Origin of the sequence: Pyruvatibacter sp., from assembly GCF_040219635.1 — a bacterium.
Lineage (GTDB): Bacteria > Pseudomonadota > Alphaproteobacteria > CGMCC-115125 > CGMCC-115125 > Pyruvatibacter.
In genome coordinates, this window is record NZ_JAVJSC010000009.1 from 363,077 (window position 1) to 381,030 (window position 17,954).

General features: G+C 58.5%; 16 protein-coding genes. 8 read left to right on the forward strand and 8 right to left on the reverse strand.

Annotated elements, in window-relative coordinates:
* Positions 1-128: 128 nt before the first annotated feature.
* Complete coding sequence (locus RIB87_RS13930) at positions 129-1,343, reverse strand: pyridoxal phosphate-dependent aminotransferase (RefSeq protein WP_350147704.1); 1,215 nt, start codon at positions 1,341-1,343, stop codon at positions 129-131.
* A 109-nt stretch (positions 1,344-1,452) separates the two neighbouring features.
* Complete coding sequence (locus RIB87_RS13935; protein WP_350147706.1) at positions 1,453-2,136, reverse strand: pyridoxamine 5'-phosphate oxidase family protein; 684 nt, start codon at positions 2,134-2,136, stop codon at positions 1,453-1,455.
* Between the two features lie 100 nt (positions 2,137-2,236).
* On the opposite strand from RIB87_RS13935, the gene pdxR reads away from it, so the two are divergent.
* The 3 genes from pdxR (at position 2,237) to RIB87_RS13950 (ending at position 6,819) form a co-directional block, all read left to right on the forward strand.
* Positions 2,237-3,718, forward strand: a complete 1,482-nt coding sequence (pdxR, locus tag RIB87_RS13940; protein ID WP_350147708.1) for a MocR-like pyridoxine biosynthesis transcription factor PdxR — start codon at positions 2,237-2,239, stop codon at positions 3,716-3,718.
* A 174-nt stretch (positions 3,719-3,892) separates the two neighbouring features.
* Complete coding sequence (locus tag RIB87_RS13945; RefSeq protein WP_350147711.1) at positions 3,893-6,187, forward strand: marine proteobacterial sortase target protein; 2,295 nt, start codon at positions 3,893-3,895, stop codon at positions 6,185-6,187.
* Positions 6,184-6,819, forward strand: coding sequence for a class GN sortase (locus RIB87_RS13950; protein ID WP_350147713.1), 636 nt, complete (start codon positions 6,184-6,186; stop codon positions 6,817-6,819). The genes RIB87_RS13945 and RIB87_RS13950 overlap by 4 nt, the downstream gene beginning before the upstream one ends.
* A 156-nt stretch (positions 6,820-6,975) precedes the next feature.
* On the opposite strand, the gene RIB87_RS13955 is transcribed toward RIB87_RS13950, so the two are convergent.
* From RIB87_RS13955 to RIB87_RS13975, 5 genes are read right to left on the reverse strand one after another with little or no spacing between them, the layout of a single operon-like run.
* Positions 6,976-7,761: a methyltransferase domain-containing protein gene (locus RIB87_RS13955; protein WP_350147715.1), complete on the reverse strand. Its 786-nt coding sequence runs from the start codon at positions 7,759-7,761 to the stop codon at positions 6,976-6,978.
* A gap of 11 nt (positions 7,762-7,772) precedes the next feature.
* Positions 7,773-8,414, reverse strand: coding sequence for a carboxymuconolactone decarboxylase family protein (locus RIB87_RS13960; protein WP_350147717.1), 642 nt, complete (start codon positions 8,412-8,414; stop codon positions 7,773-7,775).
* A 10-nt stretch (positions 8,415-8,424) separates the two neighbouring features.
* Positions 8,425-9,375 carry an SMP-30/gluconolactonase/LRE family protein gene (locus tag RIB87_RS13965; RefSeq protein ID WP_350147719.1) on the reverse strand — a complete coding sequence of 317 codons (951 nt, stop codon included), beginning with the start codon at positions 9,373-9,375 and terminating at the stop codon, positions 8,425-8,427.
* 22 nt (positions 9,376-9,397) lie between these two features.
* The gene (locus tag RIB87_RS13970; RefSeq protein ID WP_350147721.1) at positions 9,398-10,279 is read right to left on the reverse strand and encodes an endonuclease/exonuclease/phosphatase family protein; all 882 of its coding nucleotides are present in this window, start codon (positions 10,277-10,279) and stop codon (positions 9,398-9,400) included.
* A gap of 23 nt (positions 10,280-10,302) precedes the next feature.
* Positions 10,303-10,608 carry a putative quinol monooxygenase gene (locus tag RIB87_RS13975; RefSeq protein WP_350147723.1) on the reverse strand — a complete coding sequence of 102 codons (306 nt, stop codon included), beginning with the start codon at positions 10,606-10,608 and terminating at the stop codon, positions 10,303-10,305.
* A gap of 276 nt (positions 10,609-10,884) precedes the next feature.
* On the opposite strand from RIB87_RS13975, the gene RIB87_RS13980 reads away from it, so the two are divergent.
* From RIB87_RS13980 to uvrB, 4 genes are all read left to right on the forward strand, one after another.
* Positions 10,885-11,061: a hypothetical protein gene (locus tag RIB87_RS13980; protein ID WP_350147726.1), complete on the forward strand. Its 177-nt coding sequence runs from the start codon at positions 10,885-10,887 to the stop codon at positions 11,059-11,061.
* Positions 11,062-11,153: 92 nt separating this feature from the next.
* A complete protein-coding gene (locus tag RIB87_RS13985) occupies positions 11,154-11,291 on the forward strand; it encodes a hypothetical protein (protein WP_350147728.1) in 138 nt (45 codons plus the stop codon).
* Between the two features lie 54 nt (positions 11,292-11,345).
* Positions 11,346-12,548: a mechanosensitive ion channel family protein gene (locus RIB87_RS13990; protein WP_350147730.1), complete on the forward strand. Its 1,203-nt coding sequence runs from the start codon at positions 11,346-11,348 to the stop codon at positions 12,546-12,548.
* Between the two features lie 66 nt (positions 12,549-12,614).
* Entirely contained in the window at positions 12,615-14,990 is a 2,376-nt protein-coding gene (gene uvrB / locus RIB87_RS13995) for an excinuclease ABC subunit UvrB (protein ID WP_350147732.1), read from the forward strand.
* A 388-nt stretch (positions 14,991-15,378) separates the two neighbouring features.
* On the opposite strand, the gene RIB87_RS14000 is transcribed toward uvrB, so the two are convergent.
* On the reverse strand, positions 15,379-17,037 hold the full coding sequence (locus RIB87_RS14000) for an OLD family protein (protein ID WP_350147734.1): 1,659 nt from the start codon (positions 17,035-17,037) through the stop codon (positions 15,379-15,381).
* Between the two features lie 85 nt (positions 17,038-17,122).
* On the opposite strand from RIB87_RS14000, the gene RIB87_RS14005 reads away from it, so the two are divergent.
* Positions 17,123-17,929, forward strand: a complete 807-nt coding sequence (locus RIB87_RS14005; protein WP_350147736.1) for a hypothetical protein — start codon at positions 17,123-17,125, stop codon at positions 17,927-17,929.
* The last annotated feature ends 25 nt before the right edge of the window (positions 17,930-17,954 follow it).

The window sequence follows — 17,954 nt, forward strand, 5'->3', positions numbered from 1 at the left end:
TAATATAACATATGCAAGTACAAAATGGGCCGGCGCCCTCGGCTTCGCTGATTGGGGGTCAGATCAATATTGGTTGTGCAGTCGGCATCATCCCTTCGGCTTGACCAGAAGACTGATCCCGCATTTGCCTATCTGAGGCTGGCACAAAACCGCTGAATGCGCGTGCAGGCTTCTTCCAGAGCCTCGGTCGATGTGGCGTATGAAATGCGGAAGAACGGCGAGAGGCCGAACGCTTCACCATGCACCACAGCCACGCCTTCCTGCTCCAACAGCGCGGTTGCAAAGGCTTCGTCGCTGTCGATGACGGTGCCGTCTTCTGTTTTTTTGCCAATCAACCCACGGCACGACGGATAGACATAAAACGCGCCTTCAGGCGTGGGGCACTCAAGGCCCGTCGCCTGGTTCAGCATCGACACCACAAGGTCGCGCCGCTCCTTGAACACGGCTGCATTCTTCGGAATGAAATCCTGCGTGCCATTAAGCGCTTCAACCGCGGCCCACTGGCTGATGCTGGTCGGGTTGGAGGTTGACTGCGACTGCAACTTGCGCATCGCCGCCAGAAGCTCTTTGGGCGCAGCGCAATAGCCGATGCGCCACCCGGTCATGGAATAGGCCTTGGACACACCATTCATGGTCAACGTGCGGTCGCGCAGCGTAGGCTCAACCTGCACCGGCGTCACGAACTCAAACTCGTCATACACCAGATGCTCATACATATCGTCGGTCAGCACCCACACATGCGGGTGCTTCATCAGCACGTCCGTCAGCTTCTTGAGCTCGTCGCGCGAGTAGGCCGCGCCCGACGGGTTGGATGGCGAGTTGAAGATAAGCCACTTGGTCTTGGGCGTGATCGCCGCATCCAGCGCTTCGGGGGTCAGCTTGAAACTGGTTTCAATGGTGGTGGGCGCAAACTTGGGCTCGCCACCGGCAAGCAGCACAATGTCAGGATAGCTCACCCAATAAGGTGTCGGGATCACCACCTCATCGCCGGGGTTCAGCGTCGCCATCATGGCGTTGTAGATAATCGGCTTGCCGCCCGGCGCGACAAAACACTCGTCCGCCGAATAATCCAGCCCGTTTTCACGCTTGAACTTGGCAGCAATGGCTTCCTTCAGCTCAGGAATGCCGTCAACGGCGGTGTACTTTGTCTCCCCCCGGTTGATCGCCTCGATCGCGGCCGCCTTGATGTTGTCCGGCGTATCAAAATCCGGCTCGCCGGCCCCAAGCCCGATAACGTCACGCCCCTGCGCCTTGAGGTCACGCGCCTTCTGCGTCACCGCAATGGTGGCCGAAGGCTGAACACGGGCGAGAGACTTGGACAGGAAGTTTTCAGGCAGCGCCATGGGAGGGTCTTTCCGCTTTTTAGGTGGCTCAACAAATCAACAATGAGCCAGACCGTATAGCTGCCACTGACCCGTCGCAACCGTCAAACCAACACCTTTTCCCACCTCCTCAACCGGTTGACGCCAGGGCAACAATGGCATCAGGAACAGCGACTTTCTGGCGCATGGTGCGCGACGTTACGGGTGCCATATGCCGTGTTTCGATCGGCACACAGCCTGCCCAATACGGCAGATCAAGGTCAGCCTCGTCATCGTTGGGGCCACCTGTGCGCACCTTTGCAACGGCTTCATCCAGCGGAATGCGCAGCACCACGGTCGCCTTCATTTCCTGCGCATTGGGCGGACGCGATCCGTCTGCACGTCCCGGTGCAATACGCTCCATGACAAGCCTTAGCGCCTGCAACCGCTCAGCATCGCCGGTCACTTCCACAGCCTGCCCATGCACGCTCACAGACCTGTAGTTCATCGAGTGATGAAACCACGACCGCGCCAGCACCAGCCCATCCAGATGCGTGACGCTGGCGCATAGCGGCATACCCTGCGCCAATGCCTTGAACATCCGCGTCTTCCGGCTGCCATGGATCAGCAGGCTTTCACCATCGCGCACATAGAATGTCGGAATGACCACCGGCGCGCCGTCATGGACGAATGCCAGATGCACCACATACCCGGCATCCAGAATGTTGTGCACCGTCGCGCGGGCATAATCCGCACGCTGATGAATCCGTACTTTGGTACGCGTCGTCTTTTGATACGTCTCAGCCGTAGCCGGTTGCGTGTGATCTTTGGCCATTGGTCTCTTCCGTTGGTTGGGCAAAAAATATTGGCCAAAATTGGCTTGGCTTATAGCGCCAATTATGCAGAAACTATGGGGCCAATCAGGAGGCCCCATCATGCCCGCCACGCTTGCTGCCGCGCTGCCCGGCCTCACTGTTGACCGCACCAGTGCCACACCTCTGCACACACAACTCGCGCAGGCTCTGCGCACGGCCATTGCCACGGGGCAAACGCCCGCAGGCACACGCCTTCCCGCAACGCGAAGCCTCGCAGCGGAACTTTCCCTTGGCCGCAATACCGTGGCCGATGCCTATGACCAGTTGATTGCCGAAGGCTATCTGGAAGCCCGCGTCGGCTCCGGCACCCGTGTGGCCACGATTGACCCTGACGCCTTTTTAGCGACCGGCGCATCGGCCAACACGGCAGACCTCCCTCCGCCGCCTCTTTCAAAACGGGGTAAAGCGCTTGCTACTGCCATTCGACCGGTGCCGCCTACGCCCGGCCGCTTTGGCTACGCCTTTCAACCCGGCGTCCCGGCGTTTGATGCGTTTCCCTTTGCCGGATGGACGCGGCTTGCAGCCCGCGCTGCCAAAAACATGACTGCTGTTGGCGACTATCGCCACTCCGGCGGACTGCCTACCCTCCGCCAGGCAATCGCCACCCACATCAAGCTGGCGCGCGGGGTTGTGTGCGACCCTGAGCAAATCATCATCACGGCAGGAGCGCAGGCAGCGCTTGATCTGGCATCCCGCCTGCTCATCGACCCTGCCGACAAAGTCTGGGTCGAAGACCCCGGCTATGGCGGCGCGCGCGGGGCCTTCATTGGTGCAGGCGCCACGCTTGTGCCGGTGCCAGTGGATGACGAAGGGATGGACCTTGAAGCCGCCCGCAAAACCCGCACCCGTCCGCGCCTCATCTACGTGACGCCCTCACACCAGTTCCCCATGGGCGTCACCATGTCGCTCGCTCGCCGCCTCGCCCTGCTCGACCTAGCCGACAGCACCGACGCATGGATCATCGAGGACGATTACGACAGCGAGTACCGCTATCAGGGCCGCCCGCTGTCGTCGTTGCAGGGGCTGGAAGGCGGCAGGCGGGTTGTCTATATCGGCACGTTTTCAAAAACGTTTTTCCCAAGCCTGCGCATCGGCTACCTGATTGCGCCCAAAGCCCATGCAGAAGCGTTCAACACCGCCATCCGCAACACCGGCCACACCGCGCCCGGACTGCCGCAACTGGCACTGGCAGACTTTCTCAATGGCGGCCATTACGAAGCCCACGCCCGGCGGATGCGCAAACTTTATGACGCCCGCCGTCTCAAGGTACTGGCTGCGCTGGAGCATCACACCGCCAAACACCTCACACCACTGGTCCGTGAGGCAGGCATGCAGATGCCGGCCTTGTTCAGGCGCAAACGCAACGACATCGCCATTGCCGCAATGCTGGCCAAAAACGGCATCGCTGCAGGCTCATTGAGCCGCTACACACTGAACAAGAACAACCAGCGCCCCGGCCTGCTGCTGGGCTTTGCCGCCGTTGAGGAACGACATATCACGCCCGCCGCCAGACACATGGCAGCGCTGCTGGACACGGCATAGCCGCCAACTCGACGCCATCGCGCCGCTCTCGCCACAAACTTGCCTTACAATTCCCCTGCGCTCGCCCCATTGGCCGCGCGATGTTGCCCCATTGCGGTGGCCTACTGCTCCTCACACCGCGACCGGCACCAAGGTCAAGCCGTCGGTTGCGGATCTTGAGAGGGGAACAACCACATGACGACGACATACGCAGTATCCCAACGGGTCAATCACTACCGGGAGGGCACGGCATATGTTGTGCGCGGCCTTGCGGTTTTGCTGGGCCTGCTTTTGCTGACAGGCGGCGCAATCAATGCCTTCGCGCAGGACATCACAGCGCCCGCCCCCAAACTCGCAGTCGTCCACCCCAATGACATGAATTCAGGCGCGCTGCTGTTTGAAACGCAAACGCCGGGTGAATACGTGCAGGCTCCGCTGGTGGCCACAGATGTACAACTCGACATCACCGGCATCATTGCACGCGGCACGGTCACCCAGCGCTTTCTCAACCCCTCCAACGGTTGGGTTGAGGGAAAGTACGTGTTCCCTTTGCCTGACGATGCAGCCGTTGACAGCTTGCGGATGCAGATTGGCGACCGCTTCATTGAAGGTCAAATCAAGGAAAAGCGCGAAGCCCGCGAGATTTACGAAGCCGCCAAGGAAGACGGCATCAAGGCGTCCCTTGTTGAACAGGAGCGCCCCAACCTGTTTACAAACTCTGTTGCCAACATAGGCCCCGGCGAAATGATCGTCGTGCAGATCGCCTATCAGCAGACCGTGACAGTAGATCAGGGCGAATACGCCATCCGCTTCCCCATGGTTGTTGCGCCGCGCTACATGCCCGCCCCCACCGTCCACATGGTTGATTTCCAGACCGGCCCCAATGGCGAGACAACCGGCTTTGCATCTGTCACAGACCCCGTGCCGGACCGCGACCGCATTGCGCCGCCGGTGCTGAACCCTGAGACGCAAGGCAAGACAAACCCGGTGACGCTGACCGTCAATCTGGATGCTGGTTTTGCGCTTGGCGACATCAACAGCCACCACCACAAGGTGACGCTTGATCGTGATGACATGACCGCCACCTTATCGCTGGACGCTCCCAACGGTCAGGTGCCCGCTGACAAGGACTTTGAACTTACATGGCAGCCAAAAGACGGCACCGGACCAAACGCCGCGCTGTTCACCCAGACTGTCACCAGCGAAGACGGCACCAAAACACCCTACCTGCTGATGATGCTGACGCCGCCCACCGGCGCGTCACTGCCAGACGCAGGCCCGCGCGAAGTCATTTTCGTGATCGATAATTCCGGCTCCATGTCCGGCCCCTCCATGGATCAGGCAAAGGCCAGCCTGCTGATGGCGCTGGATCGTCTGGATACGGATGATACATTCAACGTCATCCGATTTGACCATGAGTTCGATCAGGTATTTGCCGGTGCCGTACGCGCCGACAAGGAAAACCTCGATATCGCTCGCGCTTTCGTGGGCAACCTTTCAGCTGACGGCGGCACGGAAATGCTGGCCCCGCTGCAAGCCTCCCTGAACGACGCAACGCCAGGCGACACCAGCCGGTTGCGTCAGGTGATTTTCCTCACCGATGGCGCCATTGGCAACGAAGTCCAGTTGTTTGAAACCATTTCGCAGAGCCTTGGCCGGTCGCGCCTGTTCACGGTTGGCATCGGCTCTGCCCCCAACTCTTTCTTCATGACGCGCGCAGCGGAAGTCGGTCGGGGTGCCTTCACCCACATTGGCTCAGCCGACCAGATTGTGCCGCGCATGGCGCAGCTCTTTGAGAAGCTCGAAACCCCGGTCATTACCGGTCTTGAAATGGACTGGCCCGCGCGCGTGCTGAACGAGGCATGGCCCAACCCGTTGCCTGATCTTTATAAGGGCGAACCCATTGTGATGACCGCGCGCCTTGCCCGCGCCCCCAAGCCCGGCGAAATGCTGGAAGTGGGTGGCACATTCGCAGGTGACCCGTGGCTGGTGCGCCTGCCTCTGGCCAAGGCTGAGGCAGGCGACGGCATCTCCAAGCTGTGGGCCCGGCGCAAAATCTCAAGCCTTGAAGGCTTCAGGTATTCCGGTGGCGACTGGGAGAAGATTGACCGCGACATTCTGGAAGTTGCCCTCGACCACCATCTGGTCAGCCGGCTGACGAGCCTTGTGGCTGTTGATGTCACCCCGTCACGTCCTGACGGCGAACAGCTTGTGACCCGCGACATGCCGGTGAATCTGCCCGACGGCTGGGATTTTGAAAAAGTCTTCGGCGCAGCACCTGCCGCCATGCCCACCAGTGCCATGATGGCCCCTGACCCTGCATGGCAGGTGCTGAAAGTTGCCGCTGCACCGCCCACCCCTGCCGTCAACGCGGCTGGCGTGCCGCTGCCGGAGGGCGCAACCCCCGGTCCGCTGCTGATGATGATGGGACTGGCAACGCTGTTGATGGGTCTCATGCTCCTCGTGCTCTATCGCCGTGAGGAGGCATGAAGATCACGCGCAAAACACTGATCGGCCTTGCTGCAGGCGCACTGCTGCTGAGCGGGATAGCCACCATCGCGGGTAGTCTCTACATTGATGCCAAGGCGATGGTCGGTCAGGTGTTGCTGGAACGTGCCTTCGCCCAAACCATTGCGACGGGCGAACCCGCCAAGCCATGGAGCTGGGCAGACACATGGCCGGTTGCAAAAGTCTCCGCACCCGCCCATGGCAAAAGCGCCATCGTGCTTGCGGGGGCCAGCGGTGAAGCCATGGCTTGGGGCCCGGGACACCTGGCGGGAACACCTCGCCCCGGCGACAACGGCGTCTCCATCATTGCTGCGCACCGTGATACGCATTTTGCGTTTCTCGAACATGTGGAGGCGGGCGAGACAATCACCGTCACAAATGCAGATGGCTCAACACATGCCTTTGAAGTGACCGGCACAAAAATCGTCCCGTGGGACCAGTCCGGCATTGACCCCATAGCACCGGGCAAGCAACTGGCGCTTGTCACCTGCTACCCGTTCAACGCCCGCACGCCAGGCCCTTTACGCTACGTGGTGATGACAACCAAAACCGAGGCGGAGGCAAAGTCGCCCCGCCTCGCACTGCTTTCGCCGGAGGTGCGGATGGAGCGCTGAGGACCAATACCGGCAGGCAGCCTGATCCTTTCCCGGATCCCCTTCGCAAGGTGAAGGCTGCCCCCACCGGGACCCGCCCTCAGACACCCGCTCCGCTTACCGCGCCAAAAGCGAAAGCCCGGCGGCGGCCCCAACAGCCGCCGCCGGTGCCCCTACCTAACCTGCCACCGCCACAAACAAATACCGGTTGAGCGAAAAGAAATAGCGCCCGTCCTCACCAAGCTGGCGCAGGTCATCCGCCCATGCGCGCGCCTCATCCTCGCTGATGCCGTCGCGCCCGGACACAAACCCCTGAATGCCCTTCATGATGCCTGCTGAATAGCTGTGCGGGTTCCAGTCCGGGTTGAACATGGGAATGAGTTCGCGCCGTGTCACCGTAAAGCCTGCGGTATCCAGCATGTGCGGCAGCTTGCGCGGCAGATGCGGGTCCGCAAGATGCGCATCCCATGCTTTCAGCACGCGCTCCATGCGTTCACGGTTGGACGAGTGCCAGACGATGGAATCCCAATCGGTATCCAGCACCACAAGTCGCCCGCCGGGCTTGAGCACGCGCTTTGCCTCATGCAGTGCCGCGCCCATGTCGGAAACGTATTCATAGACCTGCGTTGACACCGCCACATCCACACTGTCATTCGCCAGCGGTATCTGCTCCGCTTCGCCATGCTCAAACGTGCACCACGGCATGTCAGCGCAGCGCCCGGCCGACATCTCAACCATAGGCCGCGACATATCGATGCCCGTCACCTTGCCGGTCTTGGTCACAGCCTTGCCCATGTCATAGGCCAGCAGCCCCGGCCCAACGCCAATATCAAGCGCATGCATACCAGGCCGCAGGCCCATGGCTGCCATCACATGGCTGCGCTGCATCACGACGTCCGGCGTCAGATACATCGCCTCAACGGCCTTTGCCGCCCGGTCGTCAAACTCGATCATGTCGGACATGGGTTTCTCCGCTAGTCTTTATCTGTATCCACCATCGACATCACGTCATTGTCGCTGCCTTCGGGCGCGGCGATTTCCACAATGCGGTCGTCCACATCATCATATTCAAGCCGTAACGCACGGCTCATGATGGCGTGCATCATGTAAGTGCAGGTGATGTAGGTAAGCTCGAGGATTTCCTCGTCCGACAGATGCGCCTTGAGCGCGGCAAAAACCTCGTCAGGCACCCGCCCGCGCTGCAGCACCAGCGCATCCGTATAGGCCAGCACGGCGCGCTCAATCGGGCTGAAACAATCCGCCACGCTCCACGCCGGAATGGCCTCAATCTGCGCTTCTGTCAGACCCACATCTCGGCTGGCCTTGCAGTGTTGCGAAAAAACGAACTGCGACCCCACCACATAACCTGCCCGCGTCTGCCCCAGTTCGCGCAGCTTTGGATCAATGACGCGCGCCTCGTCGCGGTAAAATCGGAAGCCATCCGTCGTGTGCGCAAAGGCATCCGGCACGATGTTGAACACCGTCCACCAGTTGCCTGGCGTGCCGGTGGCCGTGCCCGGTTCCCTGATCGGGTCACGGTCACCAAACAGCAGATCAAAAATCATGTTGGCGTAGTCGTTGCCGGCCTCGCGGCCGGCCTGCTTCAACCGAGGCATCGCGTTTTTCCTATCGCTGGTGAATGAGTTTCATGCCCGCAACGGGGCTGCGCGCCTTCACGACATAGTTTGTCCGCAAGGAGCCGAAATAGACATCCCTCATGTCCGCCCCACCCCAGGTAACGTTGGTGGGATGATCCATGATTTCGCCCGTCAGGTCGTGTGCAACGGTAAACACTTCACGCTTGGGCGTGATCGCCACCACCTTGTTGGCGGCGGGAAGTGTCACCCACAAATTGCCTTCAACGTCAAAACCGTTTCCGTCCGTGTACGCCCAATTTGCCATGTCTTCAGGCGACGGCAGATTGCCGGGGTCGGTTTCGCCTGACGGAATGATGCCCAGCATCGGACCATAATCCTCGCGCGGCCCAAGCCGCCCGTCAGCCAGAAGTGGATAGCGCACCACGTTGCCGCCGCTGGTCTGGTTCACATACAAATAGGCGTCGTCTTCATCCAGACAGCAGCCATTGGCGAACTTCAGACCATCAGCCAGTTTCTCGACCACACCATCCGGCGTGACGCGAAACACAAATCCGTCGGCGCGCCCGTCCAGCGCCTGCGGCCACTGCTCGGCTGACGTCGAGTGTGTGCAGTAAATCGTGCCGTCACGCGCCACAATCGGATAGTTGCACGCGGTCAGCGTCACACCATCCACTTCGCTCGCCAGCACTTCTATTTTGCCGGTCTCAACATCCAGCCGCTGCAATGGCCCTGCTTCGCCCTCATACACCCCAAAATTGGCGATGATGATACGACCTTGCGCATCCATGTTGATGCCGTTGGGCGCACCGCCTGCCTTGCCTACACCGCGAATGCCGCCACCGGGCAATACCTCCGCGCAGGCCGACGCCTGGTCAGACGCCCACACCCGACCATCCTTGCTCACCACCACATCTTCGCATCGCGTCAGCCCTACACCGACCTTCTGCATGGCGCTCGTCTCAATCACTGCCAGTGGCATGATTCAACTCTCCGTGTTGTTGTTATGCGATTTCTATCCAGTATGGCTGATGGTCTGAGCCGGGTGCATCATTATCAATCCACGCGCGCTCAACGCCTTGCGCCAGATCATCGGTCAGAAAAATATAATCGAGCTTGATGCCCGGTCGCCCGTAGCGAGCCTCATCCAGCGGATACGTAAATCCATCGCGTGCGCGGTATCCTGCGGCTTTCCAGCTATCTACGATGGTGTGGTCGCCCGCCTGCGCCGTGATCATCCGCACATAGGGCGCGGAGCCCGGCACCATATTGAAGTCACCCATGATCAGTGCACTTGCGGGATTGTCCGGCGCGGACAGCCCCTGCGACCAGTCATCCCCGGCAATGTCGTTTGGCCCGGACCACGCGGCCCCTTCGTGCTCACGCCGGTTCAGCACCTCAAGCACATGGTCAAGCTGCGCACAACGCTCGGCATCGCCCTTCTCCATTGAGATATACGCAAGATGCAACACGATCACGCGCACGGGCGCGTGCCCCTCAGGCACAATCACCGCCTCCAGCGCGCCCTGATGCATGTTGAACGCGTCGTGGTAATGCGTCTTGGGCAACGGATGTTGCCGCACCCATTGAATGGGCCACCGGCTGAGCAGCATATTGCCGAACTGACGACGGCGATTGGCAACCGTGCCATCGGGCGCCACGCTGCTGGCATCCACATCGTAGTAGCAGCCGAACACCGCGTGATACGTCGGCAGCAAAGCCATCAGCTCCGCCGGTTGATCCGCCTCACCGCTGCGCTGCCAGAAGCGTTCGACTTCCTGCAGGCCGATGATGTCAGCCTCGCGCACCGTATCGGCAATGCGCCGCAGATCGGTCACGCCATCGCGGCCGCGTGAAAACTGAATGTTGTAAGTGACAACACGCATGATGCGGAGCCTGCCCCCCCCAACTAAATCAGGTCACGCACGCCGGACACATCATAGATTTTCACTGAAATCGACGCGATCTTTACCTTGCCAAGCGCCGCATTGAACGCCCCCATATGCGGCTCCTGAAAATGTGCATCCAGCGCCGCCTGATCGTCCCACAACTCGAATATACGCATGGTTTTGTCATCGGTCACATCGCGCGCATAGGTGTAATCCTGACAGCCCGCTTCTGCGAGCGAGGCTGCAATCATCGCCTGCCCTGCCCCCAGCACAGTTTCCATGTCCGCCACTGAATGAAACGTCGCCGTGCCTGCAACAATAAGCATCTGCCCACCCCCTGCGATCGCCGTGTGATGGCGCGGTCGAAGTGCCGGGCCGTGTGTGAAGGCAAGCCTAGCGCCGGATCGCACCCGACGCGACCCATATGGTCGCCAGGTTAACGCAGCGTTCACCTTAAGATTATCTCAGGACAGCTAACTTACCGTTTTCAAACCCGAATCGGCTTGAATACGGCCATTGATGCCCTACGTACTGTGTGCGACAAATACGCTAAGTGCCACCGCAAAACAGATGGCACACAAAAGACGCCAGGAGAGTGAAACGTGAGTGTAGCCGATACCAGCCAGACACCGTCATCAGCGAACGATGCCCGCCCGTCAGGCCTGTCCGGCTCCGGCTCCCATACGGCAAAAAAGTCTGAAAGCCGCGCGTGCAAAATGCACATCGTCGGCGGCATTGCCATGCTCGGCATCGGCATCGCGCTGCTGGTAATTACCTAGCCGCACCAGCCCGACTTTCGAGGCTCGCCTTGAAGCGCAGCAAATGTGCTACATGTACATAACCTGTTGCGAATTTTGAGAAGGAGCAAACCATGAACGCCCCGAAACTCACAAAAGAAGAAGCGCGCCAGGCAAAATCCGGCCAGAAAGTCCGCTACGTGCTGGGCATTTCCATCATTGCAGCCGTCGTTGTGCTAGCACTGGTGTTCGGTTTGACGCCAACGCCATAGTGCGCGCCCTGACCTGATGACCCCTGCCTTCAACGCTGAACCAGACGATATGGCATGTGGAACAACACCGCCGCTTTGGGGCTGCGCACATCCGTGAGTGAATTCACCCAACTTGACGACGTTGCCGAAGCCCTGCTTCCCGACGACGCTGCGTGGCTGAGCGCTGTGGGCGACACCCTGCGCGCCACCATCGAACAAAACACCCTTGCGGATTACCTGGTTGCCGCCGTCATTGGCGTTGGCGTTTTTGCCTTGCTGGTCGGCGCCAAATACGGCCTGCAGTTCATATTGTCGCGCCGCACGGGCGACCAGCCCCACTCCCGCCGCGCGATTGCCGCCAAAGTCGTCGGCCGCACCTGGTCGCTTTATCTGCTGCTTGTCGCCGTGCTGGCAGGCGCTGCGACGCTCACCTTGCCCGACGGTGTGCTGCCGGGCCTGCGCATCGTCGTGCTGGTTGTATTCTTCATGCAGATGGGCGCGTGGGCCGGCGTGCTGCTCAACGGCTTTATTGATCGCTACGCGTCGCGCCACGGCGAGGATGATCCGCAGGCCACCACCGGACTGTCCATTGCCCGCCTGATCGGGCGGATCATTGTCTGGTCAGTGGTGCTGCTGCTGATCCTCGACAATCTGGGCGTTAACGTCACCGCTCTGGTGGCGGGCCTTGGCATCGGCGGCATCGCCATCGGCCTTGCCGCGCAAAATGTGCTGGGCGACCTGTTCGGCTCCCTCGCCCTCGTTCTGGACAAACCATTCGTGCGCGGCGATTTCATCATCCTGTCAGACGAACACATGGGCACTGTCGAGAAGATTGGCCTCAAGACAACCCGCATTCGCTCATTGGGCGGCGAACAGTTGATCGTTGCGAACACCGACCTGCTGACCAGCCGCATCCACAACTACAAGCGCATGTGGCAACGCCGCATCGTGTTCAAACTCGGCGTCGTCTATCAGACCAGCCACGACAAGCTGAACGCTATCCCCGACATGATAAAGCAAATCATCGACGCCCAGGACGGCGCCCGCCTCGACCGCACCAACTTCTCAGGCTTCGGCGACTTCGCCCTGATGGTCGAAACCGTGTGGTTCGTCACCAGCGCCGACTACAACGAATACATGGCCATCCAGGAAAAAATCTATCTCGCCATCCACAAAAAGTTTGAGGACGAAGGCATAGAGTTCGCCTACCCGACCCAGACGGTGTTTGTGGAAGGCGTTGGCGGCGCGTCGGATAAAACAGACGGCACTACTGGCTAAGCCAGAAAATCTCAGGTGCCCAAGAGGGACTCGCAATCCCAACGCAGCCGTACCATATTCGTTCTCATGTCGAGTCCCTCCAAAAAACGCACCAAGGCCGCGCCTAAATCTGCCACGCGGGACAATAAAGTTCCGCTGAAGGATGATGCGTATCCGCTGCCTGCAGATCAGGTGCCGGATCATGGGCCAGGGCTTGCCGAGGCGCCGGGTGGCTCGTTTGTGCCGGCGGCGGAGGTGGACCCCAAGGAGGCGTTCAAGCTGGATGGCTCCGGCGCGGGGCTTAAATATCTGCCCGACGTGCCGTTTGAGGCGCACCGGCCTGACCGGCCCGAAAAGCTGCTGCCCAATGTCCGTTTCAGGGTGCAATCAGACTACGAGCCCGCCGGCGACCAACCCCAGGCCATCAGGGAACTGGTGGAGGGCGTCGAGAACAATGAGCGTGACCAGGTGCTGCTCGGCGTCACCGGCTCCGGCAAGACCTACACCATGGCCAAAGTCATTGAGGCGACCCAGCGCCCCGCCGTGGTGCTGGCCCACAACAAGACGCTGGCCGCCCAGCTCTACAGCGAGTTCAAGAATTTTTTCCCGGACAATGCGGTCGAGTATTTCGTCTCCTACTACGACTACTACATGCCGGAGGCGTATATTCCGCGCACGGATACCTTCATCGAGAAGGAAAGCTCCGTAAACGAACAGATTGACCGGATGCGCCACTCGGCCACCCGCGCGCTGCTGGAGCGCGACGACGTCATCATCGTTGCATCCGTGTCGTGCATCTACGGCATCGGCTCGGTCGAGACCTATACGTCGATGACGTTCGACCTCAAGAAAGGTCAGCGCATCGACCGCAACCAGATCCTCGCCGACCTCGTGGCCATCCAGTACAAGCGCAACGACACGGCGTTTCAGCGCGGCACGTTTAGGGTACGCGGCGACACGGTGGAAATCTTCCCGGCCCACTATGAAGACCGCGCATGGCGCGTGTCGCTGTTTGGCGACGAGATTGAAGAGATCACCGAGTTCGACCCGCTCACCGGCCAGAAGTCCGCCAAGCTGGATTACGTGAAGGTCTATGCCAACTCCCACTACGTGACCCCGCGCCCCACCCTCACCCGCGCTATCGAGGGCATCAAGAACGAGCTCAAGGCCCGGCTGGCGGAACTCACAGCCCAGGGCAAGCTGCTGGAAGCACAGCGCATCGAGCAGCGCACCCAGTTTGACCTGGAGATGATGCAGGCCACGGGCTCATGCGCCGGCATCGAGAACTATTCGCGCTGGCTGACCGGCCGCAAGCCCGGCGAGCCGCCGCCCACTTTGTTTGAGTATGTGCCCGACAACGCGCTGGTGTTTGTGGATGAAAGCCACCAGACCGTGCCGCAGATCGGCGGCATGTTCAGGGGCGACTACCGCCGCAAATCCACCCTGGCGGAATATGGCTTCCGCCTGCCGTCCTGCGTTGACAACCGCCCCATGCGCTTTGAGGAATGGGACGCCATGCGGCCGCAGACGGTGTTCGTCTCCGCCACCCCGGCGCAATGGGAGCTGGACCAGACCGGCGGCGTCTTCACCGAGCAGGTGATCCGCCCCACCGGCCTCATCGACCCGGTGACGGAAATCCGCCCCGTCGAAACCCAGGTGGAAGATTTGATCGCCGAGGTGAAGGACGTCGCCGCGCAGGGCTACCGCTCGCTGGTCACCGTGCTGACCAAGCGCATGGCGGAAGACCTGACCGAATACATGCACGAGCAGGGCGTGCGCGTGCGCTACATGCACTCGGACATCGACACGCTGGAACGCATCGAGATCATCCGCGACCTGCGCCTTGGCACGTTTGATGTGCTGGTGGGCATCAATTTGCTGCGCGAAGGCCTCGACATTCCCGAATGCGCCCTGGTCGCCATTCTCGACGCCGACAAGGAAGGCTTCCTGCGGTCAGAGACCTCGCTGGTGCAAACCATCGGCCGCGCCGCCCGCAACGTGGACGGCCGGGTTATTCTGTATGCGGACAACATGACGGGCTCACTGGAACGCGCCCTGGCCGAAACCGACCGCCGCCGCAAAAAGCAGATGAAATACAACAAAGACCACGGCATCACCCCGCAAAGCGTGAAAGCCAATATTTCAGACGTGCTCGACAGCATGTACGAACGCGACCATGTGCGCGTCGAAGGCGCGACGGGCAAGGATGGCGAGACCGTCCTCCTGGCCGGCCACAACCTCAAGGCCCACATGGAAGACCTAGAACGCCGCATGAAAGACGCCGCCGCCGACCTCGAATTCGAGGAAGCGGCAAGGCTGCGTGATGAGCTGAAAAAGCTTCAGGAAACAGAGATGGCCATCGCCAACGACCCGATGGTGCGGCAGGATGAGTTGAAGCGAGCGCAGGGTGAAGAGCGGTCACGCCCGCGCCCCAAGCGCGGACGGGGCTCAAAGCGCCGGTGACGCTTCGAGAGCGACGAACGAGCTGGCCATCGCCGACGACCCGATGGTGCGGCAGGACGAGCTGCGGCGGTCACAGGGTGGGCCGGAGAGGCCGAAGCCGCGGCAGAAGCGTGGGCAGCGGTAGTCAGCAGGTTTTAAATCAATCGCACGCGGGCCTCTTCGGCAAAAGGCGATCTGACTAACGGCTCTCGCTCCTTGCCGCAATCCTTGCCACTGTGACTCAACAGCGGTGTCAGTGCGTGACGCTTTGAGATCGACGAACAAATAAGCAATTGCAGATCTGTCGCCAAAACAAATTGGGCAGGTTGCCGGAAAACCCGCGAGGCGAAAGCGTGGACAGTGCTTTCAGTGCAAAACTTCCAAAACCCGGTCTCAACGCTGCCCAGACCTACAGGCAGGCTCGAGCCTCAAACAGGAGGTCAGCAAAAGGCTGGGCAAGGTCAGGTTGCTCCTTCATTCTTTTCTCAACCCAATCACTAAATTCGTCTTTCGACTCTGGTCTCAATTGATACACGCCAGTCTCAGGATCACTGTCCATGGTGGAAATTGCACTCATGATCTTGCATTCCGGTCTGGAATAGTCTGGACGGAGTTCTCCCAAGCTATAAAAACCGAGATTTTGGGCCTCCAATCTCAAGGATGCCGGAAACATGTCTTCCAAAACACAAGACGTATAGTCTTGCTGTAAACCAGCTTTATCAAGCGCAGCAATCAATTCATCGGGTGGAGCCAGATGGCGCCAGAACACCCCATTTACATGCTTCCGCCAACCCGTCCCGCTGACCTTTTTCGGCATAACAGTCCGCCCTGCACCATCATAATCCACAAGTGCAAAAACTTTTCGGTTGTTGCCAAGTGCTTCAAGAGTCAGCCCCTCGGCTGCCAAAGCCTTCATTTTGGGGGTACCCAAAGATGGTTCAAACTTAAATGGACATACATCCTTAGTGAGCGAAGACCACGCAGCAGAGAGTATTTTTGCATCCCCCTCACCTTCTACAAAAAATATGGGTTTTTCTATCAACCGAAGTCTTTCAAGTAGTAATTCTCTTTCTTCCTTTAAATGAAATCTTTCTTTTTCCACTCTATCTACAACTTTGGAAATTATTGGTAGATAAAAATCATCTCCCATAAGTCTTAAGCTATCTATTTCTTCAGATTTTTCCCCAATCTTAGATATAGATTTTTCTTCTATATCACTCACTTGCTTCACAAAATATTTTGCAACACCACCTCCACTCAATGAGTAAAAAGATGGGCTATGACTAGTAAGAAATGACTGTATTACATTAGATTTAGAAGCAACAAGAAAGCGAGCTGCTTCTTTAGATGCAGCGCTGTGCTCTAGTGAATTTTCTGGCTCCTCAAATCCCCAAATATGGAATTTGTTACTATCATTCTCGGAAATAAATTTAAGTATCTCCGGTATATGGCGCGCCTGTATCCCATCACCACGCTGCAGTATTAGTGAGTACTTAGAATTATCATTTTCCTTTCCCGTTTCAAAATCAAGTGATTTAAAAAGATTAGATAAATCTGTAGGTGCAGCAATTACACTATCAAATTTAAACAAACTAGAAAGAGAACCCGAAAGAGCTTCCGTTCTTTTCTGTATATCAGATGAAAATGTACTCAAAGAAGCTCCAAATCCCTCATCTTCAACAAGTATTTTGTATACATCATTGAGAAGATTTGAGAATATTTGCCTATCTTTGACAGCCGGTATATATGTAAATTTTATTCTATTTAAAATTCTAGTTATAGAGGTATATCTGTTTGATTTTCTATGTTCTGAGGAAACTTCTTGATTAAAGTTATTAGTGCGAAAATCTGTCCACTGCCTCTTAACCCAAAACTCTTTTCCAAGGCTCGCCCGATATGAAGGAGGAGTCTCAAAAAAAACCTTCACGTATATAAACTTTCTTATATCTTCGCTTTTTTCTGATTGCTTTAGCCTCAAATTTGAAAAATCGACATCAAAATCAAGATTATAATTGGGGTTTATCCCCTTGAAGCAAGTGGAACAAAGCGCTCTTGTTGCTGCGGTCACGATAACGCGGAAATAGTTGTTGCTTCGCAGACAAAGGCCTGTATGGTGTTCGTGCCGCCCACCCTTGGGTGCATGGAGACTTCATATGGACGACACAACCGAGACCGCAGACATCGCCGCAACGCCGCCTCAAAAGCGGGAGCGCTCACAGATAGAGTTTCCGTACTCGGATATGGAGGCGGCTGAAGAGCTCGCGTCCGTCCTCTATGCAAAAGGCGGTGGCACGGCAGAGCCCACACAGCTTGCGGGATGGCTAGATATGTCCTCCAACGGAGGCACATTCCGCTCGCGCGTTTCTGCCGCCCGCATATATGGCTTTGTTGAAACATCCCGCGGGTCCGTCGAGATAACTGACCTAGGGCGGAATGTGGTCGATGAGCAAGGGGCCGGTGCGGCTCGCGTTGAAGCGTTTCTAAATGTGCCGCTCTACGAAGCGATGTTCCAGAAAAACAACGGGTACGCATTGCCCCCCGCTGCCGCTATAGAGCGCCAGATGGTTGAACTTGGCGTGCCTACAAAGCAGCGAGAGAGGGCTCGGCAGGTTTTCCAGAAATCCGCCGAAAGGGCTCATTTTATTGACCAGTCCAGCGGGCGATTCATCAAGCCCGCAGTGGCCCCTCAACAGCCGCGTGGCGAAACACCACCGCCACCTCCTCCCCCGGGCGATGGTGGTGGAAACGGCGGCGGAGACGGTAAATACCATCCCTTTATTGAGGGTCTTTTGGATGCACTCCCAACCACAGACGGATTTGCTGACTGGACCATTGAGGAACAGGCGGAATGGCTCCGCACAGCGGCAGGCATTTTCAAGCTGATGTCCAAACAAAAGGGCCGGATCGAGATTGAAGCAAAAGAAACGGCGAACGATGTCTCACCATCGTCCGCCGCTTGAAACAAGCCGCTTCATGGTGAAGCGG